This window comes from Zhouia amylolytica (genome assembly GCF_900116365.1).
In the GTDB taxonomy this organism is placed as follows: domain Bacteria; phylum Bacteroidota; class Bacteroidia; order Flavobacteriales; family Flavobacteriaceae; genus Zhouia; species Zhouia amylolytica.
In genome coordinates this window covers 249,492-272,667 of record NZ_FPAG01000005.1, presented here as the reverse complement: position 1 = coordinate 272,667, position 23,176 = coordinate 249,492, and the positions used below count along the sequence as shown (strand labels likewise).

Genomic DNA, 23,176 nt, shown 5'->3' with positions numbered 1-23,176 from the left:
AGAGTAAATAAACTAGCCAATGGTAGCCTTAAAGCCAAAAAAAGGACATTTACTCATCGCCGAGCCATCTATAATTGGAGACGCTTCTTTCAATCGATCTGTGGTGCTTTTGGCTGAACATAATGAAGAAGGTTCTATTGGTTTTATCCTAAACAAACCCCTCGAGTTCAGGTTAAATGAACTGATTCCCGATATTAAGAAAAATTTCATGGTATACAACGGAGGTCCTGTCGAACAGGATAACCTATATTTTATACACAAGGTACCGGATTTAATTCCGGGAAGTGTAGAAATATCCAGTGGAATCTATTGGGGTGGAGACTTTGAAAAGATCATTGATCTTATCAATGATGGTCGTATTAAAGAATCTGAAATACGTTTTTTCCTTGGATATTCAGGCTGGGCAATTTTTCAATTAGAAAAAGAACTTACCGGTAATTCCTGGATTGTTACAGAAAACAAATACAAAAGTAATGTCATCAATAAATCGGCCAGTTATTTCTGGAAAGAAAAAATGGTTGAACTTGGCGGGGATTATCTTATATGGTCAAATGCTCCTGAGAATCCAAACTTGAATTAGGAAAGTCTCACCTTCACATTTAACTTCCCTATTATTTTCTTAGCTACATTAATTTCAAACTGCTTCTTACGGTATTTTGTAATCGGTCTGATACCAGTAATTACGTTCGTAATGAATAGCTCATCGGCTTTTTGAAGTTCGAATGGTGAAATGGATTCTTCTTTTAGTTCGTACTCCTCCACCGACTCCAAGACATTCATAAGCTGTTTTCTCATTATTCCGTTCAAGCATCCATCAGTTATCGGAGGGGTTTTTATCACATTCCCCTTTACTAAGAAAACATTTCCATTTAATGCCTCTACCACGTTCTTGTTATTATTAACCAGCAAGCAATTATCATATTCATTTTCACTGGCATAAATACTTCCCACAACATTTATAATTCTATTGTTACTTTTCAGAGTTGATAATAAGCCAGGTTCTACATAATAATCTTTGAACAACTCTACTTCGTAAGGCGACTCATCAATCACATAAAATGGATTTTCAATTTCGACTGCCTCAATAACATAACTTACATCATTGTTCTCCGGAAGGTAATATCCGGCAGCATCTCTGAAGACATTCAATCGCACTCTTGCCGTCGTACTCTCCAGTTGATTTGTTTTAATCAAACTGATAATTTCCTTTTCAAGAAATTCTAAAGTAAATTCCATCGGGATATCCATTCTCAAAATACGCATTGAGGACATGAGTCTAAAGTAGTGATCTTCCCAAAAAAGGATTTTAGCATTTACTACTTTTAAAGTTTCGAATAAACCATCACCATAGCGTAATCCCCTATTGTTATGGTTTAAAAATTTACTCTCGTTTGCTAATATATCTCCGTTAAAATTAATCATAAAAAAATGCCTTGAATGAATCAAGGCACAAATATAGTTTATAGTTTATGAATCTTTAAATTAAACTGAACCGATTACATGTTTCAAATCTGAAATCTGGTTTTCCCATAACATTTTAGCTTCATCCACTTCATCTTCCTCAGTAAAGTCCGTCACAATTAGTGAGACATCTTTGGTTATTTCGTCAACTACTATTTTCATCTCAAAATAACTATCATCTTCATTCTGCAACCACTGAAACTTAACCAACACTCCATTCTTCTTTTTCAAGAGCTTAGCCTGCTCTTCAGAGCCATCCCAAATAAAGGTAAACATCTCTCCTCTGGAGTTAACATTATCAGCAAACCATTCAGACAAACCTGAAGGTGTAGAAATATATTGATACAGTAATTGCGGTGACGAGTGTATGGGGAATTCAAGTTCGTATTTTACTTTATCTTGCATGAATTATTACATTTAAATTTAAAAAGACAATATACTTATTTCTTTGAAATGGCAATACTTTTTCCGAAAAAATATTTTTTTTCAATTTTTGATTTGTGGTAGTAAAATTAGTTTCTATATTTGCACCCGCTAAGCACAAAAAAGTCTATCAGACTTTGCTTGGCAAGGATCAGGCGAGGTAGCTCAGTTGGTTAGAGCGTCGGATTCATAACCCGGAGGCCACGGGTTCAAATCCCGTCCTCGCTACGTAAATACTTATTATAAAGCCGGAACAATTTGTTCTGGCTTTTTTTGTGTTAAATCATTTAGACTTTCGCTTTTTCATTGATCAAATATTTCGGTAAACCAGACGATCATAACAAGAGGATTTTACGTGAACATACCTGAAAGGGATCATACCTAATAGTTGTTTTTATCCAAAAATTGTGATTGATTATTGAAAGAATGAGGGATTAAGCATAGCATCCAGAGATTCCGCAACAAGTGCGGAATGACAGGTGGGAGTGAAAAGTAGATTCTGCAATGAATGCGGAATGACATTGGGTGCGGCTGGACATTCGGACAGAATGGTCCGGCTTCAGTTACTATATTAATGGACTCTTAAACAGGAACGGAATGACAAGTACGATGGATGCTAAATCATTTTTCTTCCAAATACGAAAAAGTGTTCCCTGATCGGTTTGGGGCGAAACCAGAATGAAGCAGGTAGTTAATACTTCGGGTAATATCAGGCTTAAGCAGTCTATAAATCCTGTACTATTATTTATTCTACAAAGATCTTAATCTATTTTTCAATCCAGACACAACTTTTGAGATTGATCTATTTTATTGCATCTCACCTACCCTAAAATTGTTTTTACAGGAAACCTTAGCACATACTAACAAGCTCTAATTACAAACAGTTATATCCATAACCAAAGTTTTTAAGCCCTCCATATCTTTTCATTACTCTAGCGCTACTTTAACCATACCTTATCTATACTTTATCCAGGGCTTATCTATGCCTTTGCACCGGGCCTAGAGTATCTTAACCATATAATGGGGTTACTTAAAACACCAATAAACCTATTTAAAAAATCCTAACACAACTTTAGGGGTTCTTCAATTCAGATCACCTAAGCTTTACCCGGTCTCTGGGCATAAAAAAAAGGCCGTTTTTTAAAAAACGGCCTTCTCGGTATGATCACAAGATTGAAATTTTATCTGGACGCTAAAAAGTCATTCACACTCTTCGTTATGCGCTCTTCTATATCAGATACATCAGCCTTCGCAAAATCTTCGCCCATTATATTTTCATATAGTTCGATATATCGTTCAGATACTGTTTGCACATAGGCATCGCTCATTTCAGGCACTTGCTGTCCTTCTTTACCCTGAAAGCCATTTTCTATTAGCCATTGTCTTACAAACTCCTTAGAGAGCTGTTTTTGAGGCTCATTTTTGTCCTGGCGCTCCTGATAACCGTCTGCATAAAAATACCTGGAAGAATCCGGGGTATGAATTTCATCGATTAAAACGATTTTACCATCCTTGGTTTTACCAAATTCGTATTTGGTATCAACCAAAATCAGTCCTCGCTCAGCAGCTATCTCTGTGCCTCTTTGAAACAACTCACGCGTATATTTTTCGAGGATTTCGTAATCTTCTTTAGCCACAATTCCTTTGCTCAAAATTTCTTCACGAGAGATATCTTCATCATGTTCTCCCTGTTCAGCTTTTGTTGCAGGCGTGATTATAGGCTGAGGAAACTTATCATTTTCTTTCATCCCTTCCGGCATTGCCACCCCGCATAAGGTTCTTTTTCCTGCTTTGTATTCACGGGCAGCATGTCCTGACAGGTATCCACGGATTACCATTTCTACCTTGAAAGGTTCACATAAATGACCTACAGCTACATTAGGATCTGGTGTTGCCACCAACCAATTCGGAACAATATCCTGGGTTTGCTCCATAAACTTTGTAGCTATTTGATTCAAGATCTGACCTTTATAAGGAATTCCTTTAGGCATCACTACATCGAAGGCAGAGATTCGGTCGGTAGCTATCATGACTAACAGATCGTCATTGATGTTGTACACTTCTCTTACCTTTCCTCGATATACACTTTTTTGGCCAGGGAATTGAAAATTAGTTTTTGTAATTGTATTATTCATTAAAGTTGTGTTGAATTTTGATTGCAAAGATACAAGGGATTTACGAAAAACAATCTACGAAATCGCGCTTTATATCTCTTATTTAAAATTCATTATCGTGTTCAATTTTTTTATAAGCTTCAATAATATTTTTCACCAATCGGTGACGAATAACATCCTTATCATCGAGGTATATTACCCCTATACCCTTCACATTCCCCAGCACTAATAACGCTTCTTTCAGTCCTGAAATAACTCTTCTGGGAAGATCTATTTGTCCAGGATCGCCGGTTATCATAAACTTGGCATTTTTACCCATTCTGGTAAGAAACATTTTCATTTGCGAATGGGAAGTATTCTGCGCTTCATCTAAGATCACAAAAGCATTATCGAGGGTTCGTCCTCTCATAAAAGCTAAAGGAGCTATTTGAATGATCCCTTTTTCGATATAGTTTTCTAATTTTTCAGCTGGAATCATATCGCGTAAGGCATCATACAGCGGCTGCATATAGGGATCTAATTTTTCCTTTAGATCACCAGGCAAAAAACCTAAGTTCTCTCCGGCCTCTACGGCAGGTCTTGTTAATATAATTCGTCTTACCTGTTTTTCTTTCAAGGCTTTAACAGCTAACGCTACTCCGGTATATGTCTTCCCGGTACCCGCCGGACCTATAGCAAAAACCATATCGTTTTTACTCATAAGATCCACCAACTTTTTTTGATTTGGAGTTCTGGCTCGTATTAATTTCCCACCTACGCCATGAACCAACACCTTGCCTTCGCTCTCTGCCTCTTCCACACCATTTAAATCTGTACTGGATAAAATACGTTCAATGGTATCTTCATCGAGCTTGTTATATTTACCGAAATGCGTGACCAGCATATCCATTCGTTTATCAAACTCTTCCAGCATTTCTTCATCACCATAGGTTATGATTTTATTTCCTCTGGCAACGATCTTGAGTTTTGGAAAATATTTCTTTAGAAGTTCAATGTTGGCATTTTGTGTTCCAAAAAAGCCTTTTGGGCTTATCTCTGTTAATTCGATTATAAGTTCGTTCAAAAGCTACTGAATTGTGGTTAATAATTGGTTTATCAATTTTAAGGTAAAAAAGTGAATCATCAAATATGGGTAATGAGTTTCTTTTTTAGTAGGTTTGTGGTTCAGATATTATCGTATTAGATAAATGTACAAATCAATATGATATGTTTGGGTCTCTAAGCTTTTTAAATTTAACAAAATATCAACAGTTATTCAATGCCCATTATTACTTTAACAACCGATTTTGGTGAGAAGGATCACTTTGTTGGAGCGATTAAGGGAGCTATTTATAGCGAATCTGAAGATTTAAAAATTGTTGACATCACCCATCACATCAATCCATTTAATATCCAGGAAGCGGCCTATGTACTTCAAAATGCGTATAAAAGCTTTCCGAAAGGCAGCATCCATATTATAGGGGTTGATGCTGAACTAAACCCGGAGAACAAACATATTGCGGTGAAGCTTAACGAACATTATTTTATTGGTGCTGACAACGGAATCATAACACTTTTGTCTTCGGAATTTAATCCTGAAAAGATTGTAGAGATCAATATCCATGATCGTGTTGAGAGTGTTTTTCCGGTACTTGATGTATTTGTTAAGGTTGCTGCTCATATAGCCAGGGGAGGTACTTTGGAAGTGATAGGCAAACTAACTACGAGTTTAAAACCTATCAAGCAATTAATGCCGATAGTTAGCGCTGATGAAACCCAGATATCCGGTAATGTTATTTATATAGACAATTACGGTAATATCGTTACCAACATTTCTAAAAAGCTATTTAATTCCATTCGTCAAAACAGAAAGTTCGAACTATCTGCCCGTAATCATAAGTTCAACACTATTTATGACAAGTACAGCGATTTGGTGAATTTTGATCTTGACGATAATAAACGGGATTACGATGGAAAAAAATTAGCTATATTCAACTCCCAAAATAATATAGAAATAGCTATATACCGAAGTAATCTTAATACCGTTGGTGGCGCCTCTTCCCTATTAGGTCTTGACTATCGCGATACCGTGAGTATTAAATTTATTGAAGGTTAGTTAACTGAAATTATATGCTGGTAAGAATTGTAAAAATGCACTTTGAAGAAGATAAGATTAATGAATTCTTGTCTTTCTTTGATAAAAACAAAGAACTTATACGAAATTTTGAAGGCTGTCGTTTTTTAGAGTTGTACCAAGACCTCGACCAGGCGAATGTTTTCTTTACCTATAGTTATTGGGATCAAGAAAGTGATTTAGAAAATTACCGTAACTCTTCGCTTTTTAAAGGAGTTTGGGCAACCACCAAAAAGTGGTTTAATGCAAAACCAGCAGCGTGGAGTGTTCATAAAATTGTAAGTTTACCATAATATGACAGCTATTTTAAAACGTGAAATAAAAAGTTTTTTTGCCTCACCTATTGCTTATTTGGTTATTGGTGTTTTCTTGTTACTCAATGCACTATTCTTATGGGTTTTTAAAGGTAATTTCAATATTTTCGATAATGGTTTTGCAGACCTGAACAGTTTCTTTCAATTGGCTCCGTGGATCCTTATCTTTCTCATTCCAGCCATTACCATGAAAAGTTTTGCTGATGAAAAGAAATTAGGAACCTTAGAGTTATTGCTAACAAAACCGTTAAGCTCTTTAGAAATTGTTCTGGGTAAATATTTTGCTGCCTTATTACTGGCGGTTATTGCCTTAATTCCAACTATTCTTTACGTAATCACCATATGGCAACTAGGTAATCCAGTTGGGAACCTAGATATGGGTAGTACCCTGGGTTCATATTTCGGTCTGCTATTTTTAATAGCCTCATACACGGCTGTGGGCACCTTTGCCTCTACGCTTTCAAGCAATCAAATTGTTGCATTTATTGTAGCGGTTTTTATTTCTTTCTTCCTGTATTACGGTTTTGAAGGAATTTCGAATTTGTTTGGAAGTATTGCTTATTTCATTTCGGGTTTTGGAATGAAGGCCCACTTCGACAGTATATCCAGAGGAGTCATTGATTTGAGAGATATTATATACTTTTTGAGTGTTTGCACACTTTTTATTGTTTTAACCTCGCTAAGAATAACCAATAAATAATGTGAATTTTGAGCTTTTATAAAAAACATAACAAAACCATTTTTCTAACAGTTATCATTCTTGTAATTGTTCATTTAATTTCGGGTCGCTTTTACAGTAGATTCGATCTCACCCAAGACCATAGATATACTATTTCTGAAGCTTCAAAAAAGATTATAAACACTTTAAATGAACCGGTGATTATAGATATTCTATTAGCCGGTGATCTGCAGCCAGAATTTAAAAAACTACAAACAGAAACAAGGCAACTATTAGAGGAGTTTGCTGCTATTAACCCAAACATAAAGTTTAGTTTTGTCGACCCGTTGGAAGGGGAGTCTAATCAGAACGAAACAATTTCCAATTTACAACAACTGGGTCTTACTCCATTAAATGTAACGGTTAGTGAAGGCAGCAAAGTATCTCAGGAATTCATTTTTCCCTGGGCTGTTGCCAATTTGGGAAACAAATCAGTTAAAGTTTCTTTATTAAAAAGCAAACTGGGGGCTTCCTCAGAAGAGCGGGTTAATAACTCGGTTCAACATTTGGAATATGGTTTTTCAGATGCCTTCAAGAAACTGACCATTCAGGAAAAGAAAAAGATTGCCGTGTTAAAGGGCAATGGAGAGTTAGATGATATTTACCTGGCAGATTTTTTAACTACGTTAAGAGATTATTACAGGATTGCACCAATTACCTTAGATTCTATAGTTGACAGTCCGCAGAAAACATTTAATCAACTCCAGCAGTTTGATCTTACACTTATAGCCAAGCCTACAAAAAAATTCAGTGAAGAAGAGAAATACGTACTTGATCAATACATGATGCATGGAGGTAAATCTATCTGGCTTATCGATCAAACAGCGGCAGAGTTGGATAGTTTATTCAATGATCAGGGCAAGACTATTGCATTTCCGAGGGATCTTAATTTAAATGACCTGTTTTTCAACTATGGGGTACGTATCAATCCGGTACTGGTCAATGATCTGTATTTTACTCAAATTGTATTAGCTACCGGAGCCGGCAATGATTCACAATACAATCCTTTACCATGGTTTTATTCACCAATGGTTTTCTCTAAAAACAATCATCCCATCAACAATAACATTGAAGCTTTACGTTTCCAGTTTGCCAATAACATAGATACTTTAAAAAGCAGTACGAAGAAAACAATACTCCTGAGCAGTTCTCCACTTTCAAAAACTGACGGCACACCGCGTGAAATTAGTTTAGACATCATTGGAAAACAACCCGATAAAAACACTTATAATGACGGAGACCAGACTTTAGCAGTATTGTTAGAAGGTACATTTAGTTCTGCTTATCAAAATCGTGTAAAGCCTCTTAAAATTACCGATGCGAAAGATCAGAGTACAGATACGAAAATGTTAGTCGTGGCTGATGGGGACCTCATCAAGAACCAGACAAGTAATGGGCGACCTTTAGAGCTCGGGTATGATAAATGGACCAATAACTTCTACGGGAACAAAGAATTTCTACTAAATAGCGTTAATTACATGCTGGATGACAGCGGACTTATAAACATTCGATCAAAGAAAGTAGCCTTAGCATTTTTAGACACTGAGAAAGTTGTTGAACAAAAAAAGCTGTGGCAAGTAGTAAACATAGGGGCTCCCATTGTTTTACTCCTACTGTTCGGGTGGATTTTCAACCTGGTAAGGCGTAAAAAATATACCACATAAATGTTAATAAGTTATTTTCGGTAAAAAATACAATTCAAATATATTTGTAATACGAGTGAAGGCTATGCTTATTTACCATTAGCTTGTTCACATTTGTACCAAATGAAGAAAATTGTAAACCGATGAAATTTATAGTATCAAGTTCGTACCTTTTAAAACAATTACAAGTTTTGGGTGGTGTTATTAATAACAGTAACACACTCCCTATTTTAGATAATTTCCTTTTTGAATTAGATCAAAATAAATTGACGGTATCTGCCTCCGATCTGGAAACTACCATGAGTTCCGTTTTAGAAGTTGAATCTGATGCTACAGGAAGTATTGCAGTACCAGCTCGTTTACTTTTAGATACGCTAAAAACTTTTCCTGAGCAACCGCTTACGTTTGTAACGGAAGACAATAATACCATTGAAATTAGTTCTAATCATGGTAAATACGCTTTAGCCTATGCTGATGGAGAAGAGTTTCCGAAGGCCGTTGAGTTAACAGACCCCAGCGCTACTACGATGTTAGGTGATGTGCTTGCAACGGCGATCAGCAAAACCATATTTGCTACTGGTAATGATGACCTAAGACCTGTGATGAGCGGGGTATTTTTTCAGTTTTCTCCTGAAAATATCCGCTTTGTTTCTACCGATGCTCATAAATTGGTAAAGTACGAACGATCAGACATCAAAGCTTCTGAGGTAGCTGAATTCATTATGCCTAAAAAGCCGTTGAACCTATTGAAGGGTATCTTAGGAGGCAGTGAAAGTGATGTAAATATTGAATATAACGAAAGTAACGCTAAGTTTACTTTTGATAACTTTGAATTGGTTTGTCGTCTTATCGATGGGAAATACCCTAACTACGAGGCTGTAATTCCTAAAGAAAACCCGAACAAGCTTACCATTGACAGAACGCAGTTCTTAAATTCAGTAAAGCGTGTTTCGATTTTCTCAAATAAAACTACGCACCAAATACGTTTAAAGATAGCCGGAGCTGAATTGAATATTTCTGCAGAAGATATTGACTACAGTAACAAGGCTGAAGAACGTCTAACATGTGACTATCAGGGTGACGATATGCAAATAGGCTTTAACTCTCGTTTCTTGAATGAAATGTTGAACAACCTGGCTTCTGATGAGGTACAGTTGGAAATGAGTTTACCTAACAGAGCTGGAATCTTAACTCCTATTGATGGGCTTGACGAAGGAGAACACATAACAATGTTGGTAATGCCGGTGATGTTGAATAACTAAGTGCCTAACCAACCCTTATATATTAATGGCCTGCGGAGCTTTGCTTTACAGGCCATTATTTTATACGGCGATGTCTGAATGTCATCTTATTTCTGTGGTCTTGACCTAACAGCTTTTTTGCACGGGCATGTTGTCCTTCGAACAACTCCATATCTGTTCCTTTACCAATACCGTATGAATAATGATATTTAAAAAATAGGAAGGCTTAACGGGTAATAAGGTTTTTCTCCATTGGAGGCCTTAATAGCATTAATAATTGGGAAAATAAAAGCCATAATTCCAACCGCTATTAAAACTAAAATTCCAAATCCGAGTAGAAATATAAGAGGTATACTAAGCAATGCATACACCAGGATGCTAATCTGGAAGTTAATAATCGATTTCCCGTGTTCGTCCATTTGTTCAATTTTATCACGCTGGGTAAGCCAGAGGACAAGGGGTACTATAAACCCGCCTACCCCGGTCACATAGTCTAAAAGCTGACTTAAATGGGTCAAAACGATTAATTGATTGTCTTTTCTCATGGTTACTGTTTTTTGATTGATTTATCTATAAGACGCATTTTCATACAGATTGTTACAAAAAGTTTGCTGATTGAACATGAATAAGATTGTTTGGTAAATTGTATTTTTGCACAAATTAAGTATAGGTATGCAAGCTCAAGACAACATTATAGCCTTAGCAACTCCCAGTGGTGCTGGTGCGATTGCCGTTATTCGTATTTCGGGTAACGACGCCATCGAATTGGTAGCTCCTTTCTTTAGATCCAAAAGAAATAAAGATCTTACCAAACAAAAGTCACACACCTTACACCTGGGACAAATTGCAGAGGATCAGCGTGTGGTCGATGAAGTTCTGGTATCTATCTTTAAGGGACCTCATTCTTACACGGGGGAAAATACCGTTGAAATATCTTGTCATGGTTCGCCTTATATTCAACAGGAGATCATTCAATTATTTTTACGCAATGGTTGTCGTATGGCAGATGCAGGTGAGTTTACCCTAAGAGCATTTTTAAATGGCAAAATGGATTTAAGCCAGGCGGAAGCTGTGGCTGATCTGATTGCATCTGACAATGCTGCTTCGCATCAAATAGCGATGCAACAAATGCGAGGTGGTTTCAGTAATGAAATTCAAAAGTTGCGTGAAGAACTCCTGAACTTCGCTTCTTTAATTGAACTGGAGCTGGATTTTGCTGAAGAGGATGTGGAGTTTGCGGATCGCACACAGTTTAAAGAGCTCGTAGAAAGAATAGAAAATGTTTTAAAACGACTGATCGATAGTTTTGCCGTTGGAAACGTTATTAAAAATGGAATTCCTGTGGCGATCGTAGGAGAACCAAATGTTGGAAAATCTACACTATTGAATGCTATCTTGAATGAGGAGCGCGCTATTGTTAGTGATATAGCCGGGACCACCCGCGATACGATCGAAGATGAAATTGCCATTGGCGGTGTTGGTTTCCGATTTATCGATACGGCTGGTATCAGGGAAACCAAAGACGTTGTAGAAAGTATTGGTATCAAAAAGACTTTTGAAAAGATTGAACAATCGCAGGTGGTGGTTTATTTGTTTGATAGCGCTGCCTTATTTAACGATAAGGTAGATCTAAAACAGGTTCAGGTAGAAATAGAGAAGATCAAAAATAAGTTTCCTCAGAAGCCATTGGTGATTATTGCCAATAAGGTCGATCTATTGTCAGAAGCGCAGGTTAAGACCTTAACTGCTGAAATTGAAGACATATATCTCTTATCTGCAAAATCGGGACAAGGGGTTGAAGAACTTACTAATAAACTCCTGGAATTTGTTAATACCGGTGCTTTACGTAATAACGAAACGATTGTTACCAATACGCGTCATTACGATGCACTGTTAAAATCATTAGAGGAAATTGAAAAAGTGAAGTTTGGTTTACAGGATGAATTATCGGGAGATCTGCTCGCTATCGATATTCGTCAGGCCTTGTACCATTTAGGGGAGATTACAGGTCAGATCTCATCGGACGATCTACTGGGCAATATCTTTGCTAATTTTTGTATTGGGAAGTAAACTCCACAAACTACTGATTAATAAAACTATAAGACAAATAAAGCGGAAAATCCTTCCTGGAAATCCCGCTTTTTAATTGTTTATCAGCCCCTTAAATAAGAGCCTGCTTAATCTAGTTGAATAGTGAAATTATTGAAACTGTCTTTACTATAAGAAAGCTCTTGGGTGCTGGGTGAGAGGGCAAAATGGGGTGAAAATGTACGCATAATTACTGTTTTTCCATCGGGTAAAAATTCCATGATCCGTAACCATCCGTCTCCTCCGTTACCATGCCATCCACCTCCCATGGCTTGAGCATTAAACGTTATTTGGTTCACTTTTTTTCCAGCGGCATTCTTATCTTCCCTATAGGCAGTATGAGCCTTAAAGTTATCTGCAGCTCCAATATGTCCGGAAAATACCATTTGTACATTTCTGGACGGGGCTATTAATTTATCCCAAATAGCTTTTCCATAATTTCCGTTCTCTATGGGGTAATTTTCTTTTTCAATATGCTGGTTTTCCGCATTTAAATACGAATGGGTCAGCACCACTGCGGTATGCTGCTGAAAACGATCTTGAGCCAGCACCTCTTTAGCCCATTCCAAGGTTGTATCACGTGGAGCAAATTCCAGATTTACAAACAAAAATTTACGGTCATGTGGAGAAACAAACTCGTATGCGGCATTCTCTATAGAAGGCATTTCGTCTGCATTTTTACCTACTGCTCTTAAGGCTCTGGCATTCATCAAATTTCTATGCGCAGGAAAATATTTAATATAATTGGTCTTCCTGTTTTCTACATTCTTATAACCAAAATCGTGATTACCTGCGGCCAGAATATATGGAACCTTACCATCTAAGGTTTCAAAGGCATGGGAAATAGCCCTCCATTGATCCCTACTGGGAAGGTTCCCATTTTTATCATCAGGTACCAATAGTTCATTTTGCTCTACGAGGTCGCCCGTGCACAAAACCATCTTAATATTTAAATCATCTATATTTTCACTGATCCAGCCGGTCATGGTTTCCAAAATCCCATGATTTCTTTCAAACTTCACATAGCTCTGGGTATCCGGGAGTAAAATAATGGACCAGGAATCGGGATCTGATAATTTTGGTGATGTAAATGATTCTTGACCAAAAGAGACTTGAAAAACAAATAGTCCAGCCAAAAGTAGGTTGGAAACGTTAAGGAACAATTTCATTCTTTATTTTAATTAGGTAAGATTAATAATAGTATTTAAATATACATTTTTTTGATTGTTTACCAGTGCCATTCATTAAAATACAACGTAAAAATAACCTTCGTTATCGCCACATTTTACAAACTCAATTAACTGATATTCAAATAACATCCTTGAGTGGTATTACCCGCTAGTTTAAACATCGTGTTTTTCATAAAAAGCAGTTTAGGTAATTTATAACGATACAGAAGTGGTTGAACCTTCTATTCATCTCCAAATACATTTTGTTTAATTTTATCATAAATAAGTTAAACAAAATAAATTAATTTCTTATCTTTGAATAGCTATGAAGAAATCAGATAAAATAACCCGAGACAAAATCATTTCCTTGTATATGGATTATGTGTTAATTCATAATTCAAACCCGTCTTCCGTATACCATTTTGCCTCTAAGAATGGATTTGAGGAGGCAACGTTCTATGCTTATTTTGCTTCTTTTGAAGCTTTAGAGCAAGATTTATTTAAGAACTTTTTTGATCACACCTATACTGTACTCCAAAAAAGTGATGAGTATCAGGAGTTTGATTCACGTAACAAGCTTCTGAGTTTTTATTTTACTTTTTTTGAAATATTAACGGCGAATCGAAGTTATGTTGTCTATGCCCTAAAATCGGATAAACATCGATTGAAGAGTCTGAAGAAACTATCTCAACTGAAGATTGCTTTTTTAGAGTTTATCGAACATCTGGATCTTGAGGTAAAGCCTATGAAACAAAAGGCAATTAATGATTTTCAAAAGAAAACATTAAAAGAAACTGCGTGGATTCAATTGTTACTAACACTAGAGTTTTGGTTAAAAGACACCTCCGTCTCCTTTGAAAAAACAGATGTTTTTATTGAAAAGTCAGTTAATACCAGTATGAATTTACTAGACGCTCAAACCCTTAATAGTTTAATGGATTTGGGTCAATTTCTATTTAAAGAAAGAACGACGATATTCTTATGAAGACTATAGATAAAATTCCCACCGGAAAAATACAGCGGGCCTCTAAACTTTTTAAAACCGGGGCCAAAGTAGGAACCAATTATTTAAAATACTATGGTTCTAAGTTGATCAATGATGAAGTCGCCGCTAAAGAACGATTAAATCATGATAACGCAGAAGACATATACAACAGTCTTAAAGAGCTTAAAGGAAGTGCCTTAAAGGTTGCTCAAATGTTAAGCATGGAAAAAAGCATTTTACCCAGAGCTTATGTGGAAAAATTTTCTCTTGCTCAATTTTCGGTTCCTCCCCTTTCTCCCCCTTTAGTAATTAAGACGTTTAAGAAATACTTCGGGGAATCTCCGGGCGAATTATTCGACAGTTTTAATCCAGTTTCTATTAATGCCGCAAGTATTGGGCAGGTACATCTTGCTGAAAAAGACGGTAAAAAGTTAGCGGTTAAAATTCAGTATCCCGGTGTAGCCGAAAGTATTTCATCTGATCTTGCCCTGGTGAAACCTGTGGCGATTAAAATGTTTAATCTAAAAGGAAAAGACTCTGATAAATACTTCAGGGAAGTAGAACAAAAGTTATTGGAGGAAACTGATTATATTCTGGAAATTGAACAGAGTATTGCGGTAGCTGAAGGTTGTAATCATATAGACAACCTTAATTTCCCTAACTATTACCAATCGCTATCTTCTGAACGCATCATTACTATGGACTATATGGATGGTGAACACATTTCTGAATTCGTAGCCAATAATCCCTCGAATGAAGCTTCAAATAAGGTTGGACAGGCTTTATGGGATTTTTATATGTATCAGATGCATGTCTTAAAAAAAGTCCATGCCGATCCACATCCAGGGAACTTTTTAGTATCTGATGACCACGAACTACTGGTGCTTGACTTTGGCTGTATGAAGACGATTCCTGACGAATTCTATTATCCGTATTTTGAATTAGCAAAAAAAGAGAATATTGATAACGCATCGCTATTTAGAGAAAAATTATTTGAATTGGAGATTCTCAGACCTGATGATTCTGATGAGGAGATTGCTTTTTTTTCAGCCATGTTTCACGAGATGTTAAGCTTGTTTACTCAACCTTTCCATGTTCCTTATTTTGATTTCTCGAATCCGGACTTTTTTAATGCTATTGCTGCATTGAGTGACAAGTACAGTAAAAATACAGAACTGAAAAAGTTTAACGGAAACAGAGGTTCTAAACATTTTATCTACATCAATCGAACATTTTTCGGACTCTATAATCTCATGTTTGATCTGAAAGCGAATCAAATCGATATTAATCATTTTAAAAAATACGTGGATGCAGTTTAAGGATACTGATATAGCCCAGTTAGATCACTTATATAAGATTAATTTAATTAATAGCTGCTCAGGGTATAAGTCCGCTAATCTAATAGGTACGAAAAGCACCTCTGAAATAAGTAATGTTGCTGTATTCAGTTCCATTACTCATTATGGATCTGCACCTCCATTACTCGGTTTTGTCTTGCGACCGACTACGGTTCCGAGAAATACGTATGCGAACATCAAAGAAACGGGTTCTTATACCATCAATCATATTCACGAAGGGATTTTAGAGCAAGCCCATCATACCTCTGCCAAATATCCAAATACCACTTCCGAATTTGAGATGACTACATTGGAGGAAGAATATAAGGCCGGTTGTTTTGCTCCTTTTGTGAGAGGATGCCCGGTACAAATGGAAATGCAGTTTGTTGAGGCGCATCATATTAAGGCCAATGACACCCTTCTAGTGTTAGGTAAGATCAAGAACTTATTCGTTGATGACGAACTATTATCCCCGGATGGTTTCATCGATCTTTCAAAGGGTCATATTGCGGCTATTAATGGTTTAGATGGCTATACAGTACCTAAGGTACATCTTCGTCAGTCATATCAGCGTCCAAATATATAAGGTTCGCCACTGATGCCCCTTCTTGATATAGCAGAAGACAAATACTAAAATTGAATAAGATGAATACGAAAGGAAATGCATTAGTTTGGTTTACCAATAATCTACGTGTAGGTGATAATAATGCACTTTTTGAAGCTTGTTCAAACCATAAGAAGGTAGTTGGACTCTACTGCTTTGATCCCAAACACTTTATCACTACACGATTCGGTTTTAAGAAAACCGGTAAATATCGGGCTCAATTTTTGATTGAAACTGTTTACGACCTATACGAGCAACTTGAAGCTCTCAATATTCCATTGATCATTCGCTACGAGCATCCAGAAAATTGCATTCCTGAGCTATGTTCTGAACATGCTGTTTCTGCTATTTATAAACTTCATGAATGGATGTTCGAGGAGACTCAAACAGAGCAAGCAGTAATAGATCGTTTAGATTCTTCTATTGAAATCATTAAAAGTTCAGATCAATTCTTATATCATCCAGATGATATTCCCTTGGCATTAACTGACATTCCAGAAGTATTTACGGACTTTAGAAAATACATCGAAAAGGACGTGATGGTTCGTCCGATTGCCTTACCAAAGAGAATGCCTGTTGGAAACAATTTTAAAGTAGCGCGCCCTACTATAACACCAGATACTCTTGGGCTACCGGACTTTATCCCTCATCCAAATAGTGCTTTTCCTTTCAAAGGGGGAGAAAACGCTGCGCTAGACAGGTTGCACTATTATATATTCAAGTCTGAAAAACTGAAATCTTATAAAACCACCCGTAATGGGTTAATAGGTATTGATTATAGTACTAAATTTTCTCCTTGGCTCGCTAACGGTAGTTTATCTCCCAGAACCCTTTATCATCGCATTAAGTTATTTGAAAAACACGTTGTCAAAAATCAATCTACATACTGGTTAATTTTCGAACTTTTGTGGAGAGATTATTTTAAATACATCAGTCTGAAACACGGAAATAAAATTTTCCACGGCAATGGTATTTCGGCCTCCAACAAACAATGGGATACTGATTCTAATCTTGTTAAGGCCTGGATTGATGGAGCGACCTCCTCAAATTTTGTCAATGCCAATATGAAAGAATTAAAACAAACAGGCTGGATGAGTAATCGTGGACGACAAAATGTTGCTTCTTATTTTAGTAAAGAATTGAATCTCGATTGGCGTATTGGTGCAGCTTATTTTGAAAGTCTTTTGATTGATTATGATGTACATAGCAACTATGGAAACTGGCTTTATGTAGCAGGTATAGGCAATGATCCGAGAGATAGAAAGTTCAATGTTGAACTTCAAGCCAATCGGTATGACCCATCAGGTACTTATCGAAAGTTATGGCTATAAATCTAAGCATCTCATGAAAGAAGTTGCCATCATATTTCCGCATCAACTCATTGAGGATTCTCCTTTTCTGGAGCTATCATGCCCAATTTATTTGATCGAAGAGTTTTTATTCTTTCGTCTTTATAAGTTCCATAAACAAAAACTGGTTTTTCATAGAGCAAGTATGAAAGCCTACGAGCAACTTTTAAAAGATCGGGGCAAAAATGTTTCCTACATTTCCGCTATGAATAAGCATGCTGATATCAGAGAGTTCATCCCATTTTTAAAGGAAAAAGGAGTCACTATCCTTCATTGCATTGACCCTTCTGACAATTGGCTTGAAAAAAGAATTAAAAGCGCAATTGGTGATCTTACCATCAACTGGTATGATTCTCCGCTTTTTATTAATTCTAAATCGGAACTTGAATTCTTTTTCAAAAAGGGTAAAAAGAAATTCTTTCAAACCTCTTTCTACAAAGAGCAAAGGCGAAAACGCGATATCCTTATGGAAGGTGATCAACCTATAGGGGGCAAATGGACCTATGACACCGAAAACAGAAAAAAATATCCAAAAAACAAACAACCCACAGCCATTTACTTTCCTGAATTAACTGAAGGCTACAAAGACGCTGTACACTATGTTGAAACCAATTTCAAGGAGCATTACGGGACCATTTCAAAAGCTATAAATTACCCTATCAATCATCAACAAGCCAAAGAATGGTTTGATCAGTTTCTCTCCTTTCGGTTCTATGAGTTTGGAATTTACGAGGATGCCATTGTTGCTCATGCACACTTTTTAAATCATAGCGTACTCTCTCCCCTGATCAATGTGGGGCTACTGGACCCCAAGGAGGTCATTAATAAGGCTATCTCATATGCTGATGCTAACGATATCCCCATTAATTCTACCGAAGGTTTTGTTCGACAAATTCTTGGATGGAGAGAGTTTATCAGGGGGGTATATGAAGTAAAAGGATCGCAGGAACGAACTACCAATTTTTGGAATTTCAACCGAGCCATTCCTGATTCATTTTACGATGGAACGACCGAAATTAAACCCGTCGATGATGTTATAAAAAAAGTTCTGAAGACTGGATATGCACATCATATTGAACGGCTGATGGTGCTTTCAAATTTTATGGTGCTTTGTGAATTTGATCCTGATAAAGTTTACCAGTGGTTTATGGAATTATTCATCGATGCTTATGATTGGGTTATGGTACCCAATGTATACGGAATGAGTCTTTTTGCGGATGGAGGTATCATGAGCACCAAACCGTACATTAGCGGCAGTAATTATATTATGAAAATGAGTGATTATGAGGATGGAGACTGGCAAATTATTTGGGATTCATTATTCTGGAGATTCGTAAATGAACATCGCGGGTTTTTCCTTAACAATCCACGTACAAGACTGTTAGTTCGAAACTACGACAAAATGGATGATAAAAAGCAAGAATCCTTAAAAACCACCGCAAGAGTATTTTTAAAACAACTGGATACTAAAAGTTAACTTTTGGTTGGTTATTTTTTATCTGTATTTATTCAACTTTCAATCGAAAAGTCGAAGCTGGGAGACCTTCTTCATTAAATAAATTTCCTTTACTAAAAGGTTGCCATCCATAATAAACATAGGTTGGCTTCTCCTTAACTTCAATCACAACCTTATTTCCTTTAATCTTTGCATCTACCGATGATTGGCTATCAATACTAAAACCAGTTAATTCGTTCCCGTATGCTGTTAGACCCTCTCCAACATAATCAAAATACAGATGCAATGCCCCGGATTTATATTTTACACTTTTTACCATCGGACCTGATGGAATTATATTCATCTTATACACGTCCTTCAGTACCCACTTTGCCAATCTTTCCCCGACATTCTTCTTATCGCGAGGATGAACATCATTCTTCGATCCAATATCAGAACAAACGGCCATACCTGTGTTTGAAGTCTCCCGAAAGAACTTTCTTTGTTCATTTCTGAATTCAGGCCATAACTGACCTTTATAGTGTAAGGTATCTATGGAAGATAACTGAACATAATAAAAAGGCAAATCCGGTGAATTCCAATGCATTCTAAAATCAGACAACATCAGTCTTTGCAAGTCTTTATATTCTTCTACCCTTTCAGGTTCCTGAGCATTGCTTTCTCCCTGATACCAAAGTATTCCCTTAATTGGAAATTTGGTTAATGATTTAATGCCCGAATCAAAAGCAAATCCGGGTTTATATGCGTGGTTCGGCCCTAATGAGTCCTTATATATCACTTCAATTTTGCCCACATTTTGATCTCCCCTTTCTCTTATCCATTTTGGCAAGGCTTCATTATTCAACCAATTTCCTTCAACCTTAGCAGAAAATTGATCGGACTTCAACAAAGCATTTTTGTCTATAAATGTTTCAATTGGAGCACCTCCAATCGCCAAATTAATTAAGCCTATTGGTATCTTTTGTTCTTTAATGATCTTACTACCAAAATAATATCCCACCGCACTCATTTTAGCGGCGGATTTCAAATTACTCTGCTCCCATTCCGTTCTATGATAAAATTGATCTTGGCTTAATCTGTTAAGAAGTGAATCACTATAATGAACTCCATATACGCTTTTACCAGTAAAGTTCGGGTTGTAAAATCGCAACAAGGGTTGCTTGACTTTTTTTTGTTCTTGTTTAAAATGATTCTCCTGGCTTAATGGCCATTCCATATTAGATTGTCCCAGACACAACCATACATCACCTACTAAAATATTCTCAAGCAAGATTTCTTCATTTCCCGAATACACTCTTAATTGCTGCCCTGTAAGGTTTGTATGTTGGGCAGGCAGCTTTAGACTCCAGGTAGCATCAGCAGCTACTTGAGTTTTCACCATCGTTTTTGCGAAGACCACTTCAACCTCTGATCCGGGTTTTCCTTCACCCCATATCGTTACGGGTTCATTTCTTTGTAAAACCATGTAATCTGTAAAAATTCTATTCAGTGAAAGCTGACTATACAGCTCAACGCTACCTAACACTACAATGTAGAGTACTATGAGTCTTTTATTCATTATTGGTGGAATTGTCTTTAAAGATTAAACTAAAAATATAGCCAAGCACAAAACATGAAACTACTCCTAACAAGGAATACATTAAAAAGTTAATTTCAGTATATACACTTATGTACCATATGAGGATAGCGCTAAGTGCCAAGCCAATTAAGGTTCCGGTGGCATTGGCTTTTTTGGTAAGCATTCCCAACAGGAACATTCCTCCCAATCCTCCGGTAAATAGTCCGAGGAAAGTATAAAACTGATCCCATAAAGATTTAATACCTGAATTAGCCATCCACAATGCTAAGACCACTCCGATCACCCCGGTAATTACAGTAACCAACCGAGCGACCTTCAGCAATTTCATATCGCCTTTAGCAGGGTTATAACGCTTGTAAAAGTCATTACAAAAAGCTGTTGAAACGGAGTTCAGGCTACTACTGATACTTGACATGGCAGCGGAAAAAATACCGGCAATTAACAATCCGGATATCCCTACAGGAAGTTCATTGACAATATACCACGGAAATATGGAATCATTGTTGGATATTACAGGAGACAGTTTTTCAGGCATTTCTGTGTAAAATATAAATAACAAGGTTCCGATGCTAAAGAAAATAATCGTTGCAGGAAGTGTTAATACAGCATTGGTATATAAGGTCTTTTGTGAATCTTTTACGTCCGAACTGGTTAAATAACGTTGTACAATGGTTTGGTCTGTTCCCTGGGTAACCATGGCCGATGCTAACCCTCCAATGAATACAACCCAAAAGGTAGTGTCAGTAAAATTAAAATCCATATTCGCCGGATTAAACTTGCGCTTGCTCTCCGCATAAGAAATCATTTCCGAAACGGGTATATCGGTGTGTTGCAAAATCCATATTACTGCCACCACACTACCTCCAAGAAGTACGATCACTTGCAGCACATCGGTCCATATTACAGCTTCTATACCTCCGAATGTGGTGTAGACAATACAGATAATTCCCATTATTAAAATACTTACCTCAACCGAAATACCTGTCACAATTGAAATGGCCAGAGAAGGCAATAGTAAGACAATTCCAATCCTCCCAAGCTGAAAAAGGATAAAAGACAAACTTCCAAATGCTCTTGCCAGATAATTAAATCGATCTTCTAAAAATTCGTATGCCGTAGCTATTTTTAATCGATTGAAATAAGGGATGAACAGGAATGCTATAAGCGGTGTTATTGCTATGGCAGCCATATTTAAGAAAAAATAGGACCAGTCCGTTATAAAAGCTTTTGCTGGTATTGCCATAAAGGTTATGGCGCTTAGTAAGGTACCAAACACACTTAAGCCCGAAGCCCACCATGGAATTCTACCACCACCAACAAAATAATCGTCAGTAGACTTTTGTTTATTAGAAAAGTAAAAGCCAATAACCAGGGAAATCATTAAGTATAATGCCAGCACGGTATAATTTAACCAGCCAAACCTGTTGATATCCGTCTGATCGCCAAATTTATAAACTTTAGGTGTCCGTACCCCGGGCGCAACTTCCCCTGAAACGATCATAAAATCATCGTTCATTTTAAAACTCAAGGCAGTTACGGGGATTTGAACCTGCAGGCTATCGTATATAAACCATTTGCCTGTTATGGTATTGAAGGCCAGAATTTCTTTTTGGAACCCCGGATGATTTCTTAAGATTTCCTTCCTCCGGTTGCTTAAATCTAATTTGACAGTATCCTGGTCGGCTGCGATTTCATCCAGATACAGCCGTTCTAATTGATCGAAGAGCCTTTCATCGGAGCCACCATAAACCAATACATGCATAGATCCTTTGGCTTCTGCTGCAGCCCCCATCAATACTTTTTTATCTCCATCTATAGCTACATCTCCTTCCTCCTTCCAGACCTCATCTTTTAAATCGTAGCTAAGGAAGCTGGACAACCCTTTAGACTTTTTACCCTTGCGTTCATTTCTACCGCCAATTACATATATTTTTTTTGAAAAAGAACTTTCCTGAACTACAGCTGAATGGACGGCACGTGGAGGTCCTGGAAAATCTTTTAATTTTTCCCACTCTCCCTCCAGCCTATCATCAATTCTATAAAAAATATTGGTACTACCTGAGGGGTTCTTACCTCCAATAAGGTATATATATCCCTCCGCATGTACAGCTGTCGCATAGGCTAGTGGCTCTGGTAATTGTTGAATTTCTTCAACGGTAATTTCTTCCAGAACATTATTGTATTTTAAAAGAAGTACCTGACTTACAATTCCTTTGCTATTATCTCCTCCAATGCATACAACACCTTTTTCGGTAGATACGCAACCTGCATAAGCCAATGGCACAGGTAGTTTTACTTTAGATAAATTCCACTGTTGGTCTTTATAATAATAAATATGATCGTACCATTTTTTATCACCACCTTCCCATGGCATTCCATCGGGAAAATTAGCGCCTCCTGCTGCGATGTAAATATCATTATACACTCCACCTAGCATTCCTGCATATCCCAAAGAGGAATGCTTCGTTTTCAGTTTAGAAAAACCCTGAAGTTCTTCTACCTGTAATTTTTTGGCTCCCTGACCAAAGGTGAAGGATATGGATAATATACAGATTAGAAGACATATACTATTTTTCATTTTC

Annotated in this window: 20 protein-coding genes and 1 tRNA gene; 13 read left to right on the top strand and 8 right to left on the bottom strand. The window is 36.9% G+C overall.

Going from position 1 to position 23,176, the window contains the following annotated elements:
• Positions 1 to 19: 19 nt before the first annotated feature.
• On the top strand, positions 20 to 580 hold the full coding sequence (locus BM361_RS09815; protein WP_038262717.1) for a YqgE/AlgH family protein: 561 nt from the start codon (positions 20 to 22) through the stop codon (positions 578 to 580).
• Here BM361_RS09815 and BM361_RS09810 read toward each other — a convergent pair.
• Both BM361_RS09810 and BM361_RS09805 read right to left on the bottom strand, forming a co-directional pair.
• Positions 577 to 1,422 carry an aminotransferase class IV gene (locus BM361_RS09810; protein ID WP_074978540.1) on the bottom strand — a complete coding sequence of 282 codons (846 nt, stop codon included), beginning with the start codon at positions 1,420 to 1,422 and terminating at the stop codon, positions 577 to 579. The two genes, BM361_RS09815 and BM361_RS09810, sit on opposite strands and share 4 nt — an antisense overlap.
• 60 nt (positions 1,423 to 1,482) lie before the next feature.
• Positions 1,483 to 1,866, bottom strand: a complete 384-nt coding sequence (locus tag BM361_RS09805; protein WP_038262713.1) for an START-like domain-containing protein — start codon at positions 1,864 to 1,866, stop codon at positions 1,483 to 1,485.
• 172 nt (positions 1,867 to 2,038) lie between these two features.
• On the opposite strand from BM361_RS09805, the gene BM361_RS09800 reads away from it, so the two are divergent.
• Positions 2,039 to 2,112, top strand: a tRNA-Met gene (locus tag BM361_RS09800).
• A gap of 953 nt (positions 2,113 to 3,065) precedes the next feature.
• On the opposite strand, the gene BM361_RS09795 is transcribed toward BM361_RS09800, so the two are convergent.
• Together BM361_RS09795 and BM361_RS09790 are read right to left on the bottom strand one after the other, a co-directional pair.
• Entirely contained in the window at positions 3,066 to 4,019 is a 954-nt protein-coding gene (locus BM361_RS09795) for a phosphoribosylaminoimidazolesuccinocarboxamide synthase (protein ID WP_074978538.1), read from the bottom strand.
• Between the two features lie 82 nt (positions 4,020 to 4,101).
• Positions 4,102 to 5,061, bottom strand: coding sequence for a PhoH family protein (locus BM361_RS09790; protein ID WP_038262707.1), 960 nt, complete (start codon positions 5,059 to 5,061; stop codon positions 4,102 to 4,104).
• A gap of 195 nt (positions 5,062 to 5,256) precedes the next feature.
• On the opposite strand from BM361_RS09790, the gene BM361_RS09785 reads away from it, so the two are divergent.
• From BM361_RS09785 to dnaN, 5 genes are all read left to right on the top strand, one after another.
• Entirely contained in the window at positions 5,257 to 6,093 is an 837-nt protein-coding gene (locus tag BM361_RS09785) for an SAM hydrolase/SAM-dependent halogenase family protein (protein ID WP_038262704.1), read from the top strand.
• A 14-nt stretch (positions 6,094 to 6,107) separates the two neighbouring features.
• Entirely contained in the window at positions 6,108 to 6,404 is a 297-nt protein-coding gene (locus tag BM361_RS09780; protein WP_074978537.1) for a putative quinol monooxygenase, read from the top strand.
• 1 nt (position 6,405) lies between these two features.
• Positions 6,406 to 7,125, top strand: coding sequence for a gliding motility-associated ABC transporter permease subunit GldF (gene gldF, locus BM361_RS09775; protein WP_074978535.1), 720 nt, complete (start codon positions 6,406 to 6,408; stop codon positions 7,123 to 7,125).
• An 8-nt stretch (positions 7,126 to 7,133) separates the two neighbouring features.
• A complete protein-coding gene (gldG, locus tag BM361_RS09770; protein ID WP_074978534.1) occupies positions 7,134 to 8,807 on the top strand; it encodes a gliding motility-associated ABC transporter substrate-binding protein GldG in 1,674 nt (557 codons plus the stop codon).
• A gap of 122 nt (positions 8,808 to 8,929) precedes the next feature.
• Complete coding sequence (dnaN, locus tag BM361_RS09765; protein WP_038262692.1) at positions 8,930 to 10,048, top strand: DNA polymerase III subunit beta; 1,119 nt, start codon at positions 8,930 to 8,932, stop codon at positions 10,046 to 10,048.
• A gap of 188 nt (positions 10,049 to 10,236) precedes the next feature.
• Here the strand turns inward: dnaN and BM361_RS09760 are convergent, their stop codons facing one another.
• A complete protein-coding gene (locus BM361_RS09760; RefSeq protein ID WP_038262689.1) occupies positions 10,237 to 10,572 on the bottom strand; it encodes a DUF4870 domain-containing protein in 336 nt (111 codons plus the stop codon).
• Between the two features lie 127 nt (positions 10,573 to 10,699).
• Here BM361_RS09760 and mnmE point away from each other — a divergent pair, with 127 nt between their 5' ends.
• Positions 10,700 to 12,097 (top strand): tRNA uridine-5-carboxymethylaminomethyl(34) synthesis GTPase MnmE, encoded by a 1,398-nt coding sequence (gene mnmE / locus BM361_RS09755; RefSeq protein ID WP_074978532.1) that lies wholly within the window; start codon positions 10,700 to 10,702, stop codon positions 12,095 to 12,097.
• 107 nt (positions 12,098 to 12,204) lie between these two features.
• On the opposite strand, the gene BM361_RS09750 is transcribed toward mnmE, so the two are convergent.
• A complete protein-coding gene (locus BM361_RS09750; RefSeq protein ID WP_074978531.1) occupies positions 12,205 to 13,284 on the bottom strand; it encodes a metallophosphoesterase in 1,080 nt (359 codons plus the stop codon).
• A gap of 325 nt (positions 13,285 to 13,609) precedes the next feature.
• Between BM361_RS09750 and BM361_RS09745 the strand changes: the two genes are divergently transcribed.
• From BM361_RS09745 to BM361_RS09725, 5 genes are read left to right on the top strand one after another with little or no spacing between them, the layout of a single operon-like run.
• A complete protein-coding gene (locus BM361_RS09745; protein ID WP_074978529.1) occupies positions 13,610 to 14,269 on the top strand; it encodes a TetR family transcriptional regulator C-terminal domain-containing protein in 660 nt (219 codons plus the stop codon).
• On the top strand, positions 14,266 to 15,588 hold the full coding sequence (locus BM361_RS09740) for an ABC1 kinase family protein (protein ID WP_074978527.1): 1,323 nt from the start codon (positions 14,266 to 14,268) through the stop codon (positions 15,586 to 15,588). The genes BM361_RS09745 and BM361_RS09740 overlap by 4 nt, the downstream gene beginning before the upstream one ends.
• The gene (locus BM361_RS09735; protein ID WP_074978526.1) at positions 15,578 to 16,192 is read left to right on the top strand and encodes a flavin reductase family protein; all 615 of its coding nucleotides are present in this window, start codon (positions 15,578 to 15,580) and stop codon (positions 16,190 to 16,192) included. The genes BM361_RS09740 and BM361_RS09735 overlap by 11 nt, the downstream gene beginning before the upstream one ends.
• Positions 16,193 to 16,251: 59 nt before the next feature.
• The gene (locus BM361_RS09730) at positions 16,252 to 17,541 is read left to right on the top strand and encodes a DASH family cryptochrome (RefSeq protein ID WP_074978524.1); all 1,290 of its coding nucleotides are present in this window, start codon (positions 16,252 to 16,254) and stop codon (positions 17,539 to 17,541) included.
• On the top strand, positions 17,456 to 19,036 hold the full coding sequence (locus tag BM361_RS09725) for a cryptochrome/photolyase family protein (RefSeq protein ID WP_317039397.1): 1,581 nt from the start codon (positions 17,456 to 17,458) through the stop codon (positions 19,034 to 19,036). Before BM361_RS09730 ends, BM361_RS09725 begins: the two co-directional genes overlap by 86 nt.
• A gap of 28 nt (positions 19,037 to 19,064) precedes the next feature.
• Here BM361_RS09725 and BM361_RS09720 read toward each other — a convergent pair whose 3' ends face one another.
• Complete coding sequence (locus BM361_RS09720) at positions 19,065 to 20,573, bottom strand: sialate O-acetylesterase (protein WP_074978523.1); 1,509 nt, start codon at positions 20,571 to 20,573, stop codon at positions 19,065 to 19,067.
• Positions 20,566 to 23,172: a sodium:solute symporter family protein gene (locus BM361_RS09715; protein ID WP_254785793.1), complete on the bottom strand. Its 2,607-nt coding sequence runs from the start codon at positions 23,170 to 23,172 to the stop codon at positions 20,566 to 20,568. The genes BM361_RS09720 and BM361_RS09715 overlap by 8 nt, the downstream gene beginning before the upstream one ends.
• Positions 23,173 to 23,176: the final 4 nt, after the last annotated feature.